At 47.2% G+C, this 16,905-nt stretch carries 12 protein-coding genes and 2 pseudogenes; 13 read left to right on the forward strand and 1 reads right to left on the reverse strand.

Annotated features, from left to right (window positions below; translation table 11 throughout):
• The first annotated feature begins 138 nt into the window (after positions 1–138).
• Together uvrB and MCJ35_RS05895 are read left to right on the forward strand one after the other, a co-directional pair.
• On the forward strand, positions 139–2,121 hold the full coding sequence (gene uvrB, locus MCJ35_RS05890; protein WP_008726074.1) for an excinuclease ABC subunit UvrB: 1,983 nt from the start codon (positions 139–141) through the stop codon (positions 2,119–2,121).
• A 149-nt stretch (positions 2,122–2,270) separates the two neighbouring features.
• Complete coding sequence (locus MCJ35_RS05895; protein ID WP_025482525.1) at positions 2,271–3,449, forward strand: N-acetylmuramoyl-L-alanine amidase family protein; 1,179 nt, start codon at positions 2,271–2,273, stop codon at positions 3,447–3,449.
• 586 nt (positions 3,450–4,035) lie between these two features.
• Here the strand turns inward: MCJ35_RS05895 and MCJ35_RS31950 are convergent.
• Positions 4,036–4,137, reverse strand: a pseudogene (locus MCJ35_RS31950) (DUF6783 domain-containing protein); the annotation flags it as partial.
• Between MCJ35_RS31950 and MCJ35_RS31955 the strand changes: the two are divergent.
• The 11 genes and pseudogenes from MCJ35_RS31955 to cas7c form a co-directional block, all read left to right on the forward strand.
• Positions 4,093–4,233: pseudogene (locus MCJ35_RS31955) on the forward strand (DUF6783 domain-containing protein); the annotation flags it as partial. The pseudogenes MCJ35_RS31950 and MCJ35_RS31955 sit on opposite strands and share 45 nt — an antisense overlap.
• An 81-nt stretch (positions 4,234–4,314) precedes the next feature.
• Positions 4,315–4,944 carry a 3D domain-containing protein gene (locus tag MCJ35_RS05900; RefSeq protein WP_034576078.1) on the forward strand — a complete coding sequence of 210 codons (630 nt, stop codon included), beginning with the start codon at positions 4,315–4,317 and terminating at the stop codon, positions 4,942–4,944.
• Positions 4,945–5,022: 78 nt separating this feature from the next.
• Positions 5,023–6,699 (forward strand): methyl-accepting chemotaxis protein, encoded by a 1,677-nt coding sequence (locus tag MCJ35_RS05905; RefSeq protein ID WP_025482523.1) that lies wholly within the window; start codon positions 5,023–5,025, stop codon positions 6,697–6,699.
• 26 nt (positions 6,700–6,725) lie between these two features.
• Complete coding sequence (locus MCJ35_RS05910; protein WP_025482522.1) at positions 6,726–8,498, forward strand: EAL domain-containing protein; 1,773 nt, start codon at positions 6,726–6,728, stop codon at positions 8,496–8,498.
• Positions 8,499–8,793: 295 nt separating this feature from the next.
• Positions 8,794–10,557 (forward strand): methyl-accepting chemotaxis protein, encoded by a 1,764-nt coding sequence (locus tag MCJ35_RS05915; RefSeq protein WP_025482521.1) that lies wholly within the window; start codon positions 8,794–8,796, stop codon positions 10,555–10,557.
• A 168-nt stretch (positions 10,558–10,725) separates the two neighbouring features.
• Complete coding sequence (locus MCJ35_RS31960; RefSeq protein ID WP_488473312.1) at positions 10,726–10,836, forward strand: hypothetical protein; 111 nt, start codon at positions 10,726–10,728, stop codon at positions 10,834–10,836.
• On the forward strand, positions 10,836–11,117 hold the full coding sequence (locus MCJ35_RS31965) for an EAL domain-containing protein (RefSeq protein WP_025482519.1): 282 nt from the start codon (positions 10,836–10,838) through the stop codon (positions 11,115–11,117). Before MCJ35_RS31960 ends, MCJ35_RS31965 begins: the two co-directional genes overlap by 1 nt.
• A gap of 76 nt (positions 11,118–11,193) precedes the next feature.
• Positions 11,194–12,954 carry a HAMP domain-containing methyl-accepting chemotaxis protein gene (locus MCJ35_RS05920; RefSeq protein ID WP_025482517.1) on the forward strand — a complete coding sequence of 587 codons (1,761 nt, stop codon included), beginning with the start codon at positions 11,194–11,196 and terminating at the stop codon, positions 12,952–12,954.
• 553 nt (positions 12,955–13,507) lie between these two features.
• Positions 13,508–14,167, forward strand: a complete 660-nt coding sequence (gene cas5c / locus MCJ35_RS05925; RefSeq protein WP_240299392.1) for a type I-C CRISPR-associated protein Cas5c — start codon at positions 13,508–13,510, stop codon at positions 14,165–14,167.
• Positions 14,168–16,048 (forward strand): type I-C CRISPR-associated protein Cas8c/Csd1, encoded by a 1,881-nt coding sequence (gene cas8c, locus MCJ35_RS05930; RefSeq protein ID WP_025482515.1) that lies wholly within the window; start codon positions 14,168–14,170, stop codon positions 16,046–16,048.
• Positions 16,049–16,052: 4 nt separating this feature from the next.
• Positions 16,053–16,880: a type I-C CRISPR-associated protein Cas7/Csd2 gene (cas7c, locus tag MCJ35_RS05935; RefSeq protein WP_081739019.1), complete on the forward strand. Its 828-nt coding sequence runs from the start codon at positions 16,053–16,055 to the stop codon at positions 16,878–16,880.
• Positions 16,881–16,905 lie beyond the last annotated feature (25 nt).

Genomic DNA, 16,905 nt, shown 5'->3' on the forward strand with positions numbered 1-16,905 from the left:
TTTTATTAGCAGTTAAATTCTGAAATTTGAGAGTACGGCCATTAGGCAGCTGCCCAGATACCTGATTTCAAAGATTTTACGGATTTCTGCTTAACAGACGTACTTTTAATTGGGTCATCAAGGAGGTAAAAACGCATTATGGAGTTCAAATTACACAGTGAATATCAGCCCACCGGCGACCAGCCGCAGGCTATCGAAGCCCTTGTCAAAGGCTTCAAGGAAGGTAACCAATTCGAGACTTTACTAGGCGTCACAGGCTCCGGTAAGACCTTTACCATGGCCAACGTAATCCAGCAGTTACAGAAGCCAACCCTCATCATCGCCCACAACAAAACCCTGGCAGCCCAGCTCTATTCCGAGTTTAAGGAGTTCTTCCCGGAGAACGCGGTGGAGTATTTTGTGAGCTACTACGACTACTACCAGCCAGAAGCCTACGTGCCGTCCACGGACACCTACATTGAAAAGGATTCATCCATCAATGATGAGATTGACAAGCTGCGCCATTCGGCAACGGCCGCCCTGTCAGAGCGGGAGGATGTGATTATTGTGGCGTCCGTGTCCTGTATATACGGCCTGGGAAGTCCCATTGACTATAAGGAGATGGTAATATCGCTGCGCCCTGGAATGATAAGGGACAGGGACGAAATCATCCACAAACTGATTGATATCCAGTATGACCGCAATGACATGGATTTTAAGCGTGGTACTTTCCGGGTAAGGGGGGATGTGCTGGAGGTATTTCCTGCGTATTCGGACAGTGCGGCTTACAGGATAGAATTCTTTGGGGATGAGGTTGACCGGATAACGGAGATTGATACCCTGACCGGAGAGATTAAAGCCCAGCTGGGGCATATTGCCATTTTCCCGGCATCCCACTACGTGGTGCCAAAAGAGAAGATGATGGAGGCAACAGAGAATATCCTGGCTGAACTGAAAGAACAGGTTGCATTTTTTAAAAGCGAGGATAAGCTGCTGGAAGCACAGAGGATTTCGGAGAGGACTAATTTCGATGTGGAGATGATGCGGGAGACTGGTTTCTGCTCTGGAATTGAGAACTATTCACGCCATCTGACAGGAGGGCTTCCTGGTGAACCGCCTTGCACGCTGATTGATTATTTCCCGGAGGATTTCCTGATCATTGTGGACGAGTCCCATATTACCCTGCCGCAGGTCAGGGGCATGTACGCCGGGGACCGGTCCAGGAAATCAACATTGGTGGATTATGGTTTCAGGCTTCCTTCCGCGCTGGATAACAGACCCCTTAATTTTTCTGAATTTGAGGATAAGATTAATCAGATGATGTTCGTATCCGCTACTCCGTCCGTATATGAACGGGAACATGAACTGATGCGCGTGGAACAGATCATCCGTCCTACCGGACTTTTGGACCCGGAAGTTACCGTACGCCCGGTGGAGGGCCAGATAGATGACCTGATTTCTGAAGTGAACAAGGAAGTGGCAAACCATCATAAGATACTGATTACCACATTGACAAAGCGGATGGCAGAGGACCTTACGGATTATATGCGCGAGGTGGGGATCCGGGTCAAATACCTTCATTCTGATATTGATACGCTGGAACGGGCACAGATCATACGTGATATGCGTCTGGATGTGTTTGACGTGCTTGTGGGCATTAACCTTTTAAGGGAAGGACTCGATATTCCAGAGATTACCCTTGTTGCAATCCTGGATGCGGATAAAGAGGGCTTCCTGCGTTCTGAGACTTCCCTGATCCAGACAATCGGCCGTGCGGCCAGGAACTCAGAAGGACATGTAATCATGTACGCGGATAACATGACGGATTCCATGCGCGTGGCTATCGGGGAGACCAACCGGCGCAGGCAGATCCAGCAGGCATACAACGAGGAGCATGGAATTACGCCCACAACCATTAAAAAGGCGGTCCGGGACCTGATTGCCATATCAAAGGCAGTGGCAGATAACGATGAGAAGTTTAAAAAGGATCCGGAATCCATGGATGAGAAGGAACTCAATAAGCTGGTCAAGGAGTTGGAAAAGAAAATGCGCCAGGCCGCAGTGGAACTTAACTTTGAGGAGGCTGCAAGGCTTCGTGACCGGATGATAGAAATTAAAAAAATACTCATAGATATGGAATAATTTGTAACTTGTCCTATCCACAGGGATTGTGTTTGAAAAATGTAATATTCTTTTAAGGATTATTAAATTGTACAATATCAATAGCTTTATTATAATAAAGATAGGCAATTGGTAGAAAATTCATATAATGGTGGATAGGAGGAGTTGTTATGAGAAAAAAGAAAGGTATATGCTTATTGTTAGCAGTTGTCATGGCAATCAGTACCGGATTTACCGCCTTGGCGGCAGATACGAAGATTGATACGGTGAAGCTTACATTTTCATATGATAAGGCACCTGCAAGCGGGGACAACATAGGTAATATTAAGGTCAAGGCAGACAGCAGTGAGTTTTATGTGGAATCAGCAGAATATACGAATTCAGATGACCAGGATACATGGACCGTGGGGGATGTACCGGAGGTGAAGATTGAACTGTCAGCCAAGGATGGCTACCGTTTTTCCTACACATCCAAGAGTCACTTTAAATTTACAGGATGTAATGCCGAGTTTAAGAAGGCCAAGATTTATGACAGCGGCGCGTATATAGAGGTATATGCGGAACTGAAGCGCATTGGCGGTAAGCTGGAAGGCGCCACGGACCTGGACTGGGAAGATACCACGGCTGTATGGGAAGAGATTGAAGGAGCCAAGAGTTATGATGTGAAGCTTCTCAGGAATGATAAGACAGTGACAACTGTGAGCACCACCAGGACATCGTTTGATTTTGCAGGATATTTTAACAGGGAAGGTGATTATACCTTCCGGGTAAGGGCTATATCTCGGTATAACAGTAAGGCTGGTGAGTGGTCTGAAGATTCCAGTTCCTTTTATGTGGATGAGGATGAACTTGGAAGATACGGCGGCAGCGGCCACTGGGTCCAGGACCAGAAGGGGTGGTGGTATGCCTTTGATACTGGCGGTTATCCATCTTCCTGCTGGAAGCAGATTAATGGAGCCTGGTACTATTTTAACAGTTCAGGTTATATGTTGACCGGCTGGCAGCGTCTGGACAGGGATTGGTATTACCTGAATCCCAGCGGCGCCATGACAACGGGCTGGCAGGCCATCAATGGCCAGTGGTATTATATGGACGGCAGCGGTGTGATGCAGACCGGCTGGCAGGCTGTGAATGGAAGATGGTACTATATGAACAGCAGCGGCGCCATGCAGACCGGCTGGCAGAGGCTTAATGGCCAGTGGTATTATCTGGATCCCAGCGGCGCCATGCTTACGGGCTGGCAGGCCATTAACGGGAAGTGGTATTATCTTGGGAGTAATGGCGTGATGTATGCCAATACGACCACACCGGATGGCCGCTATGTGGGGTCCGATGGGGCTTGGCAATGAGCCATGAGTGTGATAGGACAGAAATAAACATATAAATCAAAGATTCTGCCGCTTTTGTCTGATAAGAGGAAGAGGACTAAACCTAGCAAAACTTAATTGTTAGATTTAGTCCTTTTTTTGAGCTGTCAATATCAGTGAGGTGTTCCCTGGTTCTCTGACCCCTCATGTCCATACCCGTCTAAGGAGCCGTTTTCTTCCCAATAATCAAATCTCTTAGTAATTTCTTTGTGCGTTTCTTCAGTGATAGCCGGAAGTTTGTCCCCCATTGATAACCGGCCTGGCGGAATCCCTTTTCTACCGCTTCCCTTAATCAGGTAATTATTGAGGCATCACCACCGGATAAGGATACGGCCATGTCCACCATATGGGTTGCCATGGCGTTTACGCCCCATTCCCCGTTTTTTATACAAATGAATCAGACATTTTTTGAGATTACGAATCCTGGAAAAAATAAAATAACTCAAATAAATTGTAATTATTTTAAAAAATATGTCGATATCTACAGAAGAGGATAAATTTTGATTTACATGATACAGAGTGGAGATGAACTATGAAAAGGACCGCGATATTTCTTTTGATAAGTCTGTTATCTGTTTTTACTGCCATCACAGGTTTTTGTCCGGTTTCCGGTACCAGGGCGTGTTTGAAAATTCATTCCCGCCATCTGTGCGCCCCACTTCGCGGTATATTTACCCTAAATTCGGGTCATATAGTCCGCTATGCGCCCTTCATTTGGGCCAAATCCCCTGCAAAGCGGGACGCGCGGCTGACGGACTGTGATTTTCAGACATGCCCCGGTATTTTTGGGGAGGAAGCTGAGATTCAAAAGAAAGAATCGACTCCGGCAGAATCAGATTCTTTGGGGATGGAATATGAAGGTGAATTTTCTATTGCCGCGTATTGTGGATGTAAACTTTGCTGCGGTTCCGGTAATAAGGTACAGACGTATTTTGGGACACAATTGACTCCCGGCCATTCCATAGCTGCGGATTTCCAGCTTTTTTCCCCGGGTGACAGACTTCAGATTGAAGGAACCTGTTACACGGTTGAAGACAGGGCCAGGTCTAATTCATCTGTTTCACTTCTCGTATATTTTGATTCTCATTCCGAAGCAATTGAATTTGGACGGAAGACACTGAGCGTATATCGGATTTGTGAAGAAGAGGCGGTTGTGGAAGGCGAGCCTCTGGGAACGTTCACCGTAACCGGATATTGCAGATGCAGACAATGTACGGGAATCTACAGTGAAAAGAATATGACTTTTACCGGGATGGAGCCTGTGCCAAACCAAACCATCGCCGCTGATCCGAGTATGGTCCCGCTAAACTCAAAGCTGTTGATTAACGGCATTGTCTATACAGTGGAAGACACGGGAAAGAATATTACCGGGCGGCGGCTTGACATATATTTTGAAAGCCACGAAGAAGCGGTTACATATGGAAGAAGGGAGGAAATGGTTTATCTGATTGAACAGCCGGAACAAGGGGGAGGATAAGCCGTCATCCCTTGACCCATATATGCCAGTACTGGATATTACGGAGACAGTATTGAGTTAAACTTTTGGAGAGATTCTATGAAAAAGGCAATGAAACAATCTACACTGATTTACATTTTGAATGGGGTTTCTATTTTCTCCCTTCTGATTACACTCCTCAGCGTACTTTATTATGGCAGCATAAACAGTAAAATCCAACAGGCCGCCAGGAACCGGTATGAACTGACCTATAATGCCAACCGGTTCATGAATGGGTCGGCGTACTTAACAAATGAAGTCAGGGCGTATGCTGCAACGGGAGACAAGACTCATTATGATAATTATTGGAATGAAATCAATGTCCTGAAAAACAGGGATGCAGGTGTGGCGGCGATGAAGGAGATTGGGATAACCCCCAATGAACAGTCCATGATTGAACAGATGTCGTCCCTGTCCAATGAACTGGTGCCCCTTGAAGAAAATGCCATGGATTATGTTTCGGCCGGAAATAAGTCCGCGGCAGTTGGATATGTATATGGGGATGATTATAATCAGTCGGTTGAGAAGATAAACAAGCTGAAAAGTGATTTCCTCACCACGCTTGATAAAAGGTCCTCCAGTAATGTAAACAGCCTGATCCTTCAGTCACGGGTGTCGCTTTTTTTATTGATTCTTTCCGTATTTATAACGATGGCGTTTCAGGTTATCATATCGCAGATCTCACGTAAGAAGATGATTGAGCCTGTGATTGATATCATGAACCAGATGCGCGAAATAGCAAGTGGCAGGCTGTCAGTGGAATTTAACCTGGATTCAGACACGTCCGAGGTAGGGATGCTGATTGAATCCATCCATTCGACGAAAAAGGAACTGAGGAAATACATAGAAGATATCAGGGAGACCCTGACTTCCATGGCTAATGGTAATATGGCCATACAGACCGGTACCGAATACAAAGAAGAATTCAAACCAATTCAGGATTCCCTGCAGTTGATTCTGGAATCCCTGAACCGTGTGCTTCATGATATTGAAGCGGCAGCGGAACAGGTTTCTGCCAGTTCTAACCGGGTATCATCATTTGCACAGACCCTTTCACAGGGCGCAACAGAACAGGCAGCCTCTGTGGAGGTCCTGAACAGGGAAATTGATAACCTTTCCACGCAATTAACGGAAGCAGCCCAGAAGGCTTCCATTTCACGGGAGGAATCAATCAATGCCAGCGGGCTGCTTAGAAGAAGCAATCAGATGATAGAAGGATTGTCAGGAACAATCCGGGAAGTATCCAGCGCCTCCAGCAAGATTGGCGGGATTGCAAAAATTATAGAAGATATTGCGTTTCAGACCAATATCCTTGCGTTGAATGCCGCTGTGGAGGCGGCAAGGGCCGGGGAAGCAGGGAAAGGTTTTGCCGTGGTGGCTGATGAAGTGCGGAACCTGGCTACTAAAAGCTCAGAGGCTGCAAAGGATACCACGGCCCTTATTAACGACACCTTAAAGCTGATTGATACAAGCGCCAAATTAACGACCGATACCGCAGGATCCCTGGCAGATGTCATGATGGGAGCAGAGCAGGCTACCGATATGGTGGGGGATATTGTGCGCGCATCAGAATATCAAAGGGAGGCCATCCATCTGATTCAGGAGAATCTGAATCAGATAACCGATGTTGTACAGAACAATGTTGCAACGGCAGAAGCCTCATCTGCCGCCGCTGAAGAACTCAATCATCAGGCGGAAGCGCTGAAACAGTCCACACAACGTTTTATACTGCGCTGAGAATGGTGTTTAATGGAGGGATGCATATGACAGAAGAACAGGCGGTTGCTTTTACAAAAGAAATATGCCGGATGTATTTTGAAGAGCGGAATCATGATAAATTGATGGATTATATCTCAAAAGACATTGTCTGGATTGGGGTGCGTGGAAAAAAAGGCTTTAACACATTTGGGAATCTGCAGGAATATCTTCGGATTGGGAAAGAGGTTTATAGCGGAAGTGTCCATCTGGATAATCAGGAATGCCGCGTACTGGAAATCACGAAGGACCTGACCTGCGTTTTAGCCTGTATGGATGTGTATACACCCCCAGAAGAAGGACCTGTTTTTACGGAACATATCCATATTACAATCATATACCGCAGGGAGGGCAGTGAATGGAAAATCCTGCACGTCCATAATTCCTTTGCGGACGGGACTTATGGGGAAACTACTACGGCGGCGGATTCCCGGCACTGGAGGGATTTCATGATGATAAAAGAAGAGGCAACCAGGATGGCGGCCAAGGAAGTGGAGGAAGTCAGGAAGCTGGATACGCTTACCGGTATCTATAATATGGAAGGCTTTGCTGAGTGCCTGGAAGATATCCTGCAGAAGAATCCATCCAAACATTACGTAATCTTAAAATTTGGAATCAACCAGTTCCGGTATATTAATCATGTGTTAGGTTACCGGACAGGGGATTGTATACTTAGGGAAATTGCCTCCAACCTGAAGAATTTATGTATCGGCAGTGAAATATGTGCCCGGATTGAAAAAGATAATTTTGCCATCCTGCTTCAGTATGAAAACCGGGAAGAGTTAGATAAGCGGATTGAGAGTTTTTGGGGGCGTTTCATCAGCCAGGAGACAGAGGAGGAGCTGGACATCAACGTCCATTTTACCGGCGGCGTATGTCCGATTGAGCCGGGAAGCAGGGAATCCGTCAAACAGATGTTAGATAAAGCCATGCTGGCCCAGCATTATAGGAAATCGTGGAAGTGGGAGAACCGTTACATCTACTATGATCCGGAAATGGAACGCAACCAGCTGATGGAACAGGAGTTGGTTGAAACTGCAAGGTATGCAATGGAACGCAATGAGTTCCGTATGTACTTCCAGCCGCAGGTTTATTTGGATTCCGGTGAGGTGGCGGGGACGGAAGTACTGGTACGCTGGGTGAAACCTGATGGAAGAATCGTCATGCCGGATGAATTCATCCCGGTTTTCGAGCAGACAGGATTTATAAAGACCCTGGATTTCTATATGCTGGAGAAAGTCTGCAGCCGTATGCGGGGCTGGCTTGACGAGGGGCTTCGTGTGTGCCCTGTTTCCATTAACCAGTCCAGGCTCCATCTGGAGGACCAGCATTATGCGAAGCAGTTCTGCGGAGTCGTGGACCGTTATCATATACCGCATGAACTGATTGCCTTTGAATTGACGGAAAGTGCGTTTTCGGAATATGATCAGATGATTCAGAGGCTGGCCGCTGAACTTCACTGCTATGGGTTTCGGCTGGATATTGATGATTTTGGGACAGGTTACACGGCGCTTAATCTTTTAATGCAGATTGAGCCGGATGTTTTAAAGCTGGATCGGAGCCTGACCGCAAATTACCAGAATCCGAGAGGGAATCTGGTGCTTAAGAAAATGATAGAGATTGCAAAGGAAACTGAGACTACCATTATCTGTGAAGGCGTGGAATACCCGGAGCAGGAGGCGTATTTCAGGCATCTGAAGTGCGATATTGCACAGGGATATCATTATTACAGGCCTATGCCGGAAGAGGATTTTGTGGTAAAAATCCTAAAAAAAGCTTGAATGCAAAAGAATGACATCGCTGAGGCGGTGTTTTTTCTTACCAATAAAGGAATGGCATATGGATGGCTTCCAATCTGCCTGTATATTTTTTATATTCCATGCTGAAAAGGATTATAAAATTGCAGAATATGTCGATAACCATATAGAGAATTATAGAATCAGAGCCTGGGACAGCAGCATTCCTTAACAGAAACATAAAAAATAATGGAGGGGGAATATGGGGGTGGCCACAGGAACAATTGTTAAAATCGGCAAGTGTATTACCAAAGAAAACTTACAATTAGGAGAAAACGGTATGTTAAATAAAATGAAAATAGGAAAAAGGCTAACTTTGTCATTTGCCCTGATTATTATGGTATTCATCATCTCATCCGCTGTTTCAGCATTCAGTGTCTATTCCGTATCCAAAAGTCTTAGTAAATTTTATAATGGACCGTTTCAGGTGGTGAAAACCTCTTTTGACATGCGAAGGGCGATTCAGAGTGCTGAGCGCAGTATCTTGTGGTCCTGTACAACAGAAGACAGCGCCGCCACAGACTCGCGGCTGGACCAGGCGGCTGCGGACCTGGAGATAGTGAGGGATGGAATCACACTGCTAAAGGATAAATTCCTGGGAGATATGAGCCTGGTCACGGAATTTGAAGCCACCATGGAGGCGAGCAAAATCATTAAGGATCAGGTCATCTCATTGAGCAAGGCAAATCAGGTGGATGCATCCATTGCCCTGTATGATTCTCAGTATGCCCCCAAATTAATGGAAGCAAAGGGATTGCTGAATCAGATTGCGGAGTTTTCCCAATCAAAGGCGAATGAATTTGATCAAGACGGTATAAATACCAGGAATACTGCATTTATCTCCATTGCCATATTAACGGTCGCGATTCTCCTGCTTGTACTTTTCCTGAGTACAATATTGACCAGAAGCCTGACAAAACCGATTTTTGAGATTGAGGAAGCGGCCGGCCGGATGGCAGAAGGGGATTTAACAGTAAAGATAGGTTACACGGCACAAGACGAGCTGGGACATCTCGCGGAAAGCATGAGGACCATGACGCAGCGTATCTCCTATTATATGGGTGAGATTACAGTGGCAATGCAGCAGATGGCTTCAGGAGATTTGAATGTTGCATCGCGGGAGACGTTCAAGGGTGATTTTGGCCCTGTTCAGATAGCAATCCGTTCCCTGGTAGGTTCGCTGAATGATATCCTTATGCAGATTGGGCAGTCCTCGGACCAGGTTGCAAGCGGTTCAGACCAGGTGTCCTCAGGTGCCCAGGCCCTCTCCCAGGGCGCCACGGAACAGGCCAGCTCCGTGGAGGAACTGGCAGCCACAATCAATGAGATTTCCTCACAGGTAAGGGCTAATGCAAAGAGTGCGCAGCAGGGCAGCGAGCTGGCGGAAGATTCCGGGAGGAAAATGGAGGAAGGCAACCGTCAGATGCAGGAAACCATAGCGGCCATGGCCGAGATTAAAGATAAATCAGGGCAGATTGGGAAAATCATCAAGACCATTGAAGACATTGCATTCCAGACGAATATCCTTGCATTAAATGCTGCCGTGGAGGCGGCGCGCGCCGGGGACGCAGGAAAAGGTTTTGCCGTGGTGGCAGACGAGGTGCGCAATCTTGCCAGTAAATCGGCGGAGGCGTCCAAAAGCACGGCAGCCCTCATTGAAGGTTCCATGCAGGCTGTGGAAAGAGGAACGAGGCTGGCTGATGAAACAGCACAGACGCTTAGCCTGGTTGTGGAAAGCTCCAAACAGGTGGTTGCTGTTGTGGACGACATATCACAGGCATCTGCTGAACAGGCGTCCTCCATTGCGCAGGTCACGCAGGGGATTGACCAGATTTCCAGCGTGGTGCAGACAAACTCAGCCACTGCCGAGGAAAGTGCTGCTGCAAGTGAGGAATTGTCGGGGCAGGCGCAGCTGCTCAAAAATCTGCTTAGCCAGTTCAAGCTTAAGGATTCTTTTAGGAAAGCAGAACCAGCTTATGGGCAGGAAGCCTTCGTGTCTGGTAATTCCGGGGAATTACCGCTGACGGATTCCGGCAGATATTAATGATGATGAAGTAGTCCATACATACACTTTGGCCGCTATCGTGCTGGCAGTATTGTTTTACAGCATGCGGAATGTTCCCAGTAACTGTTTTCAACCATGGAGGCCCTTTAGGAGGACGGATTCCTGTTTTCCATGGACGATTTTGGGAGTGGGTATTCCTCACTCAATATGTTAAAGGACATTCCTGTCGATATTGTAAAGTTCGATTTACGATTTCTGGATGGGAGCGTAAAGGGGAACAGGCGGGGCGGAGTATTTTATAGAATATCATCCAACTGATGAAGGACCTGCAGGTTACCGTTCTTGCAGAAGGGGTGGAGACGGAAGAACAGATGAAATTCTTGCGTGAAGTGGGCTGCCATTACGCCCAGGGATATTCCTATGCCCGGCCAATGATGCTTGAGAAAGCGGAAAACCTATTGATGGAAGAGCATGGGCACAGGGACGATGTACCATGGGGGGAGGGAAAAATGAGACGTTTACCAACAGTTAACTATATCATAAGATGGCAGCGGATACTAAGTAATAAATGGCTGCAGTCATGGAGTGGGAGCGGATAGCAGAGGTAAAGGATGTTAAGCCGGATAAATGATAAGACATACCAGGAAATATTTATTTACTAAGGAGAATGGATTTATGAGAAATTTGAAAATAGGGAAAAAACTATCCATCACATTCGGAATTATCATTGTTCTTTTTTTGATTTCACTTATAGTTTCGTTTGTCAGTTTAAACAATTCGGGAAATAACTTTAAGGATTTTTATACGGTAGGATATCCGGTTTCGAATAAGACAACGGATATGCGCCGTGCTACCCAGACAGGCTTGAAATGCATAGCCCTCAGTATGCTTACGGATGATGTTGCGGAGACCCAGAGCTATATTGACCAGGCCAATGAACAGCTTGACTCCCTGGCACCAGGATTTACATTTTTAAAACAGAATTTCCGGGGAGATACATCCGTGCTGGACCAGGCGCAGAAATGTCTGGATGAGGCCAAGCCATACAGGGAACAGATTATTGATCTGGCAGGGAAGAACAGGAATGCGGAAGCAGCAGAACTGCTGTTTGATAAATACCAGCCATTAATGCTTAAGTTCAGGGATTTGATGGGCGAGGCCGATTCTGCCACGACAGAGATTGCCGAACAGGACTATAATCAGTCGGTCAGGGCCCAGAATACTGCCCTTGTATTTTTACTTGTGATTGCAGGGCTGGCCTTGACACTTACCGTTATCCTTGCAGTCTACATCACCAAAGCCCTGTCTAAGCCCATAAGCGAAATTGAGGATGCTGCTAAGAAAATGGCTGCAGGAGATTTGGAGGTATCAATCAATTACGTTTCAAAGGATGAGTTAGGAAGCCTCTCCGAAAGCATGCGGATTCTGACTCACAATTTCAAGGGGATTATCCAGGATATGGGGATGGGGCTGACCGCCTTGGGCAATGGTGATTTCAGTGTGGATTCCCAGGCCAAAGAGCTTTATGTAGGCGAATTCACGCAGTTGGCCACATCCATGTATCAGATTATTGACAAGCTTTCATCCGTACTGGGTCAGATTAACCAGTCTGCCGACCAGGTTGCTTCTGGCAGCGACCAGGTTGCTTCTGGTTCACAGGCACTTTCCCAGGGTGCAACAGAGCAGGCATCCTCCGTGGAAGAACTGGCGGCAACCATCAACGAAATCTCCAATCAGGTTAAGTCCAACGCAGATAATGCACAGCATGCCAACCGGATGGCAGATGATGTGGGACGTAAGATGACCGAGAGCAACCAGCAGATGCAGACCATGATTGAAGCCATGAAGGAAATCAGCAGTTCCTCCAGTGAAATAGGGAAAATCATCAAGACAATTGAGGACATTGCGTTCCAGACCAATATCCTCGCCCTGAATGCGGCGGTTGAGGCGGCCCGTGCAGGGGAAGCAGGAAAAGGTTTTGCTGTGGTTGCGGACGAGGTCCGGAACCTTGCCAGTAAATCAGCGGAGGCTTCCAAGAATACGGCGGCACTGATTGAGAGTTCCATTGTTGCAGTGGAAAAAGGTACCAGGATTGCAGATGAGACGGCCCATACACTGTTAGAGAGCGTGGAGGGCGCCCAGCAGGTAACCAAAACCATTGACCAGATATCCAGGGCATCTGAAGAGCAGGCATCTTCGATTAGCCAGGTAACTCAGGGAATTGACCAGATTTCCAATGTGGTGCAGACCAATTCCGCTACCGCGGAAGAATCGGCGGCGGCCAGTGAGGAGCTGTCAGGGCAGGCACAGATCCTAAAAGGTTTAATCAGTCAGTTCAAATTAAAGGATTCAAGGAATGAAACCGCATCATCTGTGCAGGATATGCCGAGGCAGCCCATGCAGATTCCTGCATTTTCAGACGGAAGCAAGTATTAAATATATGTTTGGACAGAATTCGGATTTAAAAATCGTATGTTTCAATCGGAAGTGTAATCTGATATATGATTAAAAGATGGCTCCTTTTTGGTAAGAATTCAGATATGACGATTCTTATGGAAAAGGGGCATTTTTTATGGTTGCGGTTAAGGTGCAGATACGACAGGTTATTTTTTTAGCTAAAAGACAGTATAAACTATTATAAACCAGCCTTTTGTGCCGATAAAAGTAAATGGACCCTTTGCAAAGAAAAGGGATTGTGGGAAGCAGGGAAAAATAATGCAGTGAAATAGTTACATAGCCTTAAATGGCTATGGGGATTGAAGTTAACACATATGTAAGAGATTTCCGTGCAATGAATGAACCGCCGTTTTTACATAGCCAGGATGGCATATGAGGATTGAAGGACTACACAGTTTACATCAGGAATGAGAACATTTTTATATTATATGAGCTGTACTTATGATTAAACCTGCTTTTCCACGTTCCAGCCATGCCTAGATTGTAGATATCCCACCCTTACCGGTGTATGGGATGGGAATGAGGTGATTTTTTGAGTGATAAAAAAATGATTCCTCCTCAGGGACGGAACATGCCCAGGGTATGCTATGAGGTAAGGGGACGGTATGCACTGTTTACGGACCCCATGACCAAAACCGGCGGGGATCTGCATTCATATCCGGTTCCCACTTATTCCGCCGTTACAGGATTGACGGAAAGCATTTACTGGAAGCCGTCCATTAAGTGGAAACCGTTGCGGATCCGGATTTTAAATCCTATCCAGTATCAGTCAAGGAGTAAGCTTCTGCCTGTTTTTAAGACAGGCGGAAAGGATTTGGCCTATTACAGCTATCTAAGTGATGTATGTTACCAGATTGAAGTTGAACTGGCCTGGGGCAGTGACCGGTATGCTTTGGACCGCAATGTGGCTAAGCATCATGAATCCATGCTGCGATGGCTCAGGCGGGGAGGAAAGCTGCCTGTTTACCTGGGGACTACCGAATGTTTCGCATATGTCAGGCCATGTACCTTTGGAGCCGGGTCAGGATATTATGATTCTGTGGATATGGACTTTGGAATCATGGTCCACAGCAGGGATTTTGAAAAGAGGGAGGTCCGTCTGGCGCCTTACAGGATGCATCAGGGCGTAATCCGGTTCCCGGACCAGGAAGGATGCATTACCAGGAAGTGCAGGGCAGGAGGGGATTTGTAAATGAATATGATGCAAAGCCTGGCCGGCGTGTATGATGCTCAGTCCTCCTTGGCCGGCGTCAAGAGGGAGGATACGGATGCGGTGCTTCTTCCGCTGTTCCATACATCCCTGGCTGCGCAGATAACCGTGACAATTGATATGCAGGGGGATTTTATAGATGCGCAGGCCTTGGATTTCAGGGAAGATGAGGTGTATACGATTATTCCTTCCACAGTGGATTCGGCCAGCCGGTCCGGTCCGGAACCGCCTCCTAATCCATTAAATGACAAGTTGATTTATCTGATGGGAGATGGGGATTCCTATATACAGGACGAAAGGGCAGCTGCGGATATCCGGAAACGGTGCAGGGCCCATGAACAGCAGCTTGCCGCATGGGCATCCAGTCCATATGCGGTTCCTCAGGTAAAAGCGGTCAGAGCCTATCTGAACCGGAAACGGATTGCCTCCGACCTGATTGCGGTAAAGGTCATCCTGCCTGAGGAAGATGGAACCATTGATGGGAAAAAGAAAATAGCGGATAGGGATATTCTGTCCTGTGTGGTCAGATTCAAGGTAGTGGATACCGAGGCAGGGGATGGATATGTGGCGGAGACATGGAAGAACCGGGAACTGTTTCAAAGCTGGATATCCTACTACACTGCTTTTGTAATGGAGAATGGGAAGAAAGATGTATGCTATGTAACGGGAGAGTATACGGTCTGTGCCGGCAAGCATGCCAATGGCATCAGAGGGAGCGCGGATTGGGCCAAGCTTATTTCCTCCAATGAAAACGGCAATGTTGTTTTCTCGGGAGATTGGTTTTGCCAGGGGGATGACGCGGTGACAATTGGCATGCTCACAAGCTATAAGGCCCATTGTGCCTTAAGCTGGATGATTAAACGCCAGGGATATGTATTTGGCAGCAATATCCGGGTGTGCTGGGATCCGGATGGCAATCCCCTGGCGCTTAATCTGTTTGCAGATACAGCTGAAATCCTGGGGAAACACGAATATAGATTTTTTGCCGGAAGGAAAGCTTATGAAAGTTATCTGGATGTGTGCTTTTCAGGATTCCTTCTGGATGATAAAGAATATCATATGCTGGTGCTGGATGCGCCCAATAAGCAGGACCATAAAGGCAGGCTGGCAATTCTCGATTATGCGGAAATGCCGGCAGGCCTTATCTATCAGCGGATTAAGCAATGGCATCGGACTGCCTGTTGGCAGTTTGTGATGAAAAACAGGACATTTACCGGCGCTCCTTCAGTGGAAGATGTGGTGACTGCCGCATATGGAACGGAATATGGGGGAGGATTTGCGGTAATGGACAGTACCTTATCTGCACGTCAGGCCAACCGTGTGGTGTCTGTCATATTATCAGGCGGGTCCATGCCTTCAGACATTGTGGAAAAACTAGTCAAACGGGCGGGAGACCCCTGCCGTTATCATGAATACAATCATTGGCTGCTGGTCCTGCAGGTTACATGTGCTGTCCTTAACCGTGATGTGATAAGAGGAGATATCATGTTAGACAGATTAAATAAGGACCGCAGCTATCTTTGGGGCCGGCTCCTGGCTGTTGCTGATTACCTGGAAAGGCTGTATTTCAATGAGGTCAGGGAAGGGCGCTTGACAGGAGTATGCAGATATATGCAGATGTTCTCCCGCTCACCGGAAAGATATTGGGGGGTTATCCGTAAAAGACTGGTTCCATACCTTAAAAAGGCCAGCAGGCTGAAATACGGATTGTATGCGTGTAAGCTCATGGACCAGATGACAGACATGCTTTTAGGCCAGGCGGATTCGGACGAGCCGCTGGGGGCTGCTTACCTGACAGGTTTCAGTTCCCAGCAGCTATGTTTTTTACGGATGGATTACGCAGTCAGGAAGGGGAAGGGATAGACTTATGAAAAGGCAGGATTTCATTATGGTATTCAAGGTGGAAAATGCAAACCCGAACGGGGATCCATTGGAGGGGAACCGCCCAAGGACCAACGACAATGGGTATGGGGAAATAACAGGAGAGTGCATCCGCCGAAAAATACGTAACCGGTTCATCCACATGGGGCAGCCCGTATTCGTCCAGTCCGACAGCCTTTGCGTGGATGGATACAGTTCCCTGGCGGAACGCCTGGCTGCAAGAAAGGACATTTTTAATGCACTCAAGGATGGGAAGACACAGAAAGAGGGTATACGCCTTGCCTGTGAAACATGGCTGGATGTACGGCTGTTTGGACAGATATTTGCTTTTCTTGGTGTCAAGACCATGAATGCTTCTGTTCGCGGCGCCGTTACCATATGCCATGGGACGTCCGTAGAGCCGGTGACTATCAAGGATATCCATATCACCAAGAGTACAAATGGCCGGAATAAAGGCGGTGTACAGGAAAAATCCTCTGATACCATGGGTTCTAAGAGTGTGGTGGAACAGGCATTGTATGTGGTAAAAGGTTCGGTCAATCCATTTTATTCAGATAAGAATGGGGTGTGCGGGGAGGATGTGGAGGTATTGAAGACAGCCCTTGCCACTATTTTTGAAAATGATGAGTCCTGCGCCAGGCCGGCTGGTTCCATGGCAGTGTGCAATTTGTACTGGTTTGAACAGCCGGAGAATGGTGCATGTGTGCCAGTCTATAAAATCTTTGAATTGCTGGATGTCCAAAACCAGGGCGGCCGGTATGCCTGCCGCTTAAAGGATGTGCCGGAAGGGGTACGGGTGACGGAACTGGTTTAGGTTTATGCGGATGAATCATTATATT

The organism is Enterocloster sp. OA13 (assembly GCF_022440595.1).
GTDB lineage: Bacteria > Bacillota > Clostridia > Lachnospirales > Lachnospiraceae > Enterocloster > Enterocloster hominis.

Excerpts from the sequence above, each read along its gene's own strand:
- MCJ35_RS05900 (WP_034576078.1), top strand. The coding sequence starts at position 4,315 with ATGGAATATGAAGGTGAATTTTCTATTGCCGCGTATTGTGGATGTAAA.
- MCJ35_RS05915 (WP_025482521.1), top strand. The coding sequence starts at position 8,794 with ATGTTAAATAAAATGAAAATAGGAAAAAGGCTAACTTTGTCATTTGCC.
- MCJ35_RS05920 (WP_025482517.1), top strand. The coding sequence starts at position 11,194 with ATGAGAAATTTGAAAATAGGGAAAAAACTATCCATCACATTCGGAATT.
- MCJ35_RS31960 (WP_488473312.1), top strand. The coding sequence starts at position 10,726 with ATGTTAAAGGACATTCCTGTCGATATTGTAAAGTTCGATTTACGATTT.
- MCJ35_RS05910 (WP_025482522.1), top strand. The coding sequence starts at position 6,726 with ATGACAGAAGAACAGGCGGTTGCTTTTACAAAAGAAATATGCCGGATG.
- MCJ35_RS05905 (WP_025482523.1), top strand. The coding sequence starts at position 5,023 with ATGAAAAAGGCAATGAAACAATCTACACTGATTTACATTTTGAATGGG.
- MCJ35_RS05895 (WP_025482525.1), top strand. The coding sequence starts at position 2,271 with ATGAGAAAAAAGAAAGGTATATGCTTATTGTTAGCAGTTGTCATGGCA.
- cas8c (WP_025482515.1), top strand. The coding sequence starts at position 14,168 with ATGAATATGATGCAAAGCCTGGCCGGCGTGTATGATGCTCAGTCCTCC.
- cas7c (WP_081739019.1), top strand. The coding sequence starts at position 16,053 with ATGAAAAGGCAGGATTTCATTATGGTATTCAAGGTGGAAAATGCAAAC.
- uvrB (WP_008726074.1), top strand. The coding sequence starts at position 139 with ATGGAGTTCAAATTACACAGTGAATATCAGCCCACCGGCGACCAGCCG.
- MCJ35_RS31965 (WP_025482519.1), top strand. The coding sequence starts at position 10,836 with ATGAAGGACCTGCAGGTTACCGTTCTTGCAGAAGGGGTGGAGACGGAA.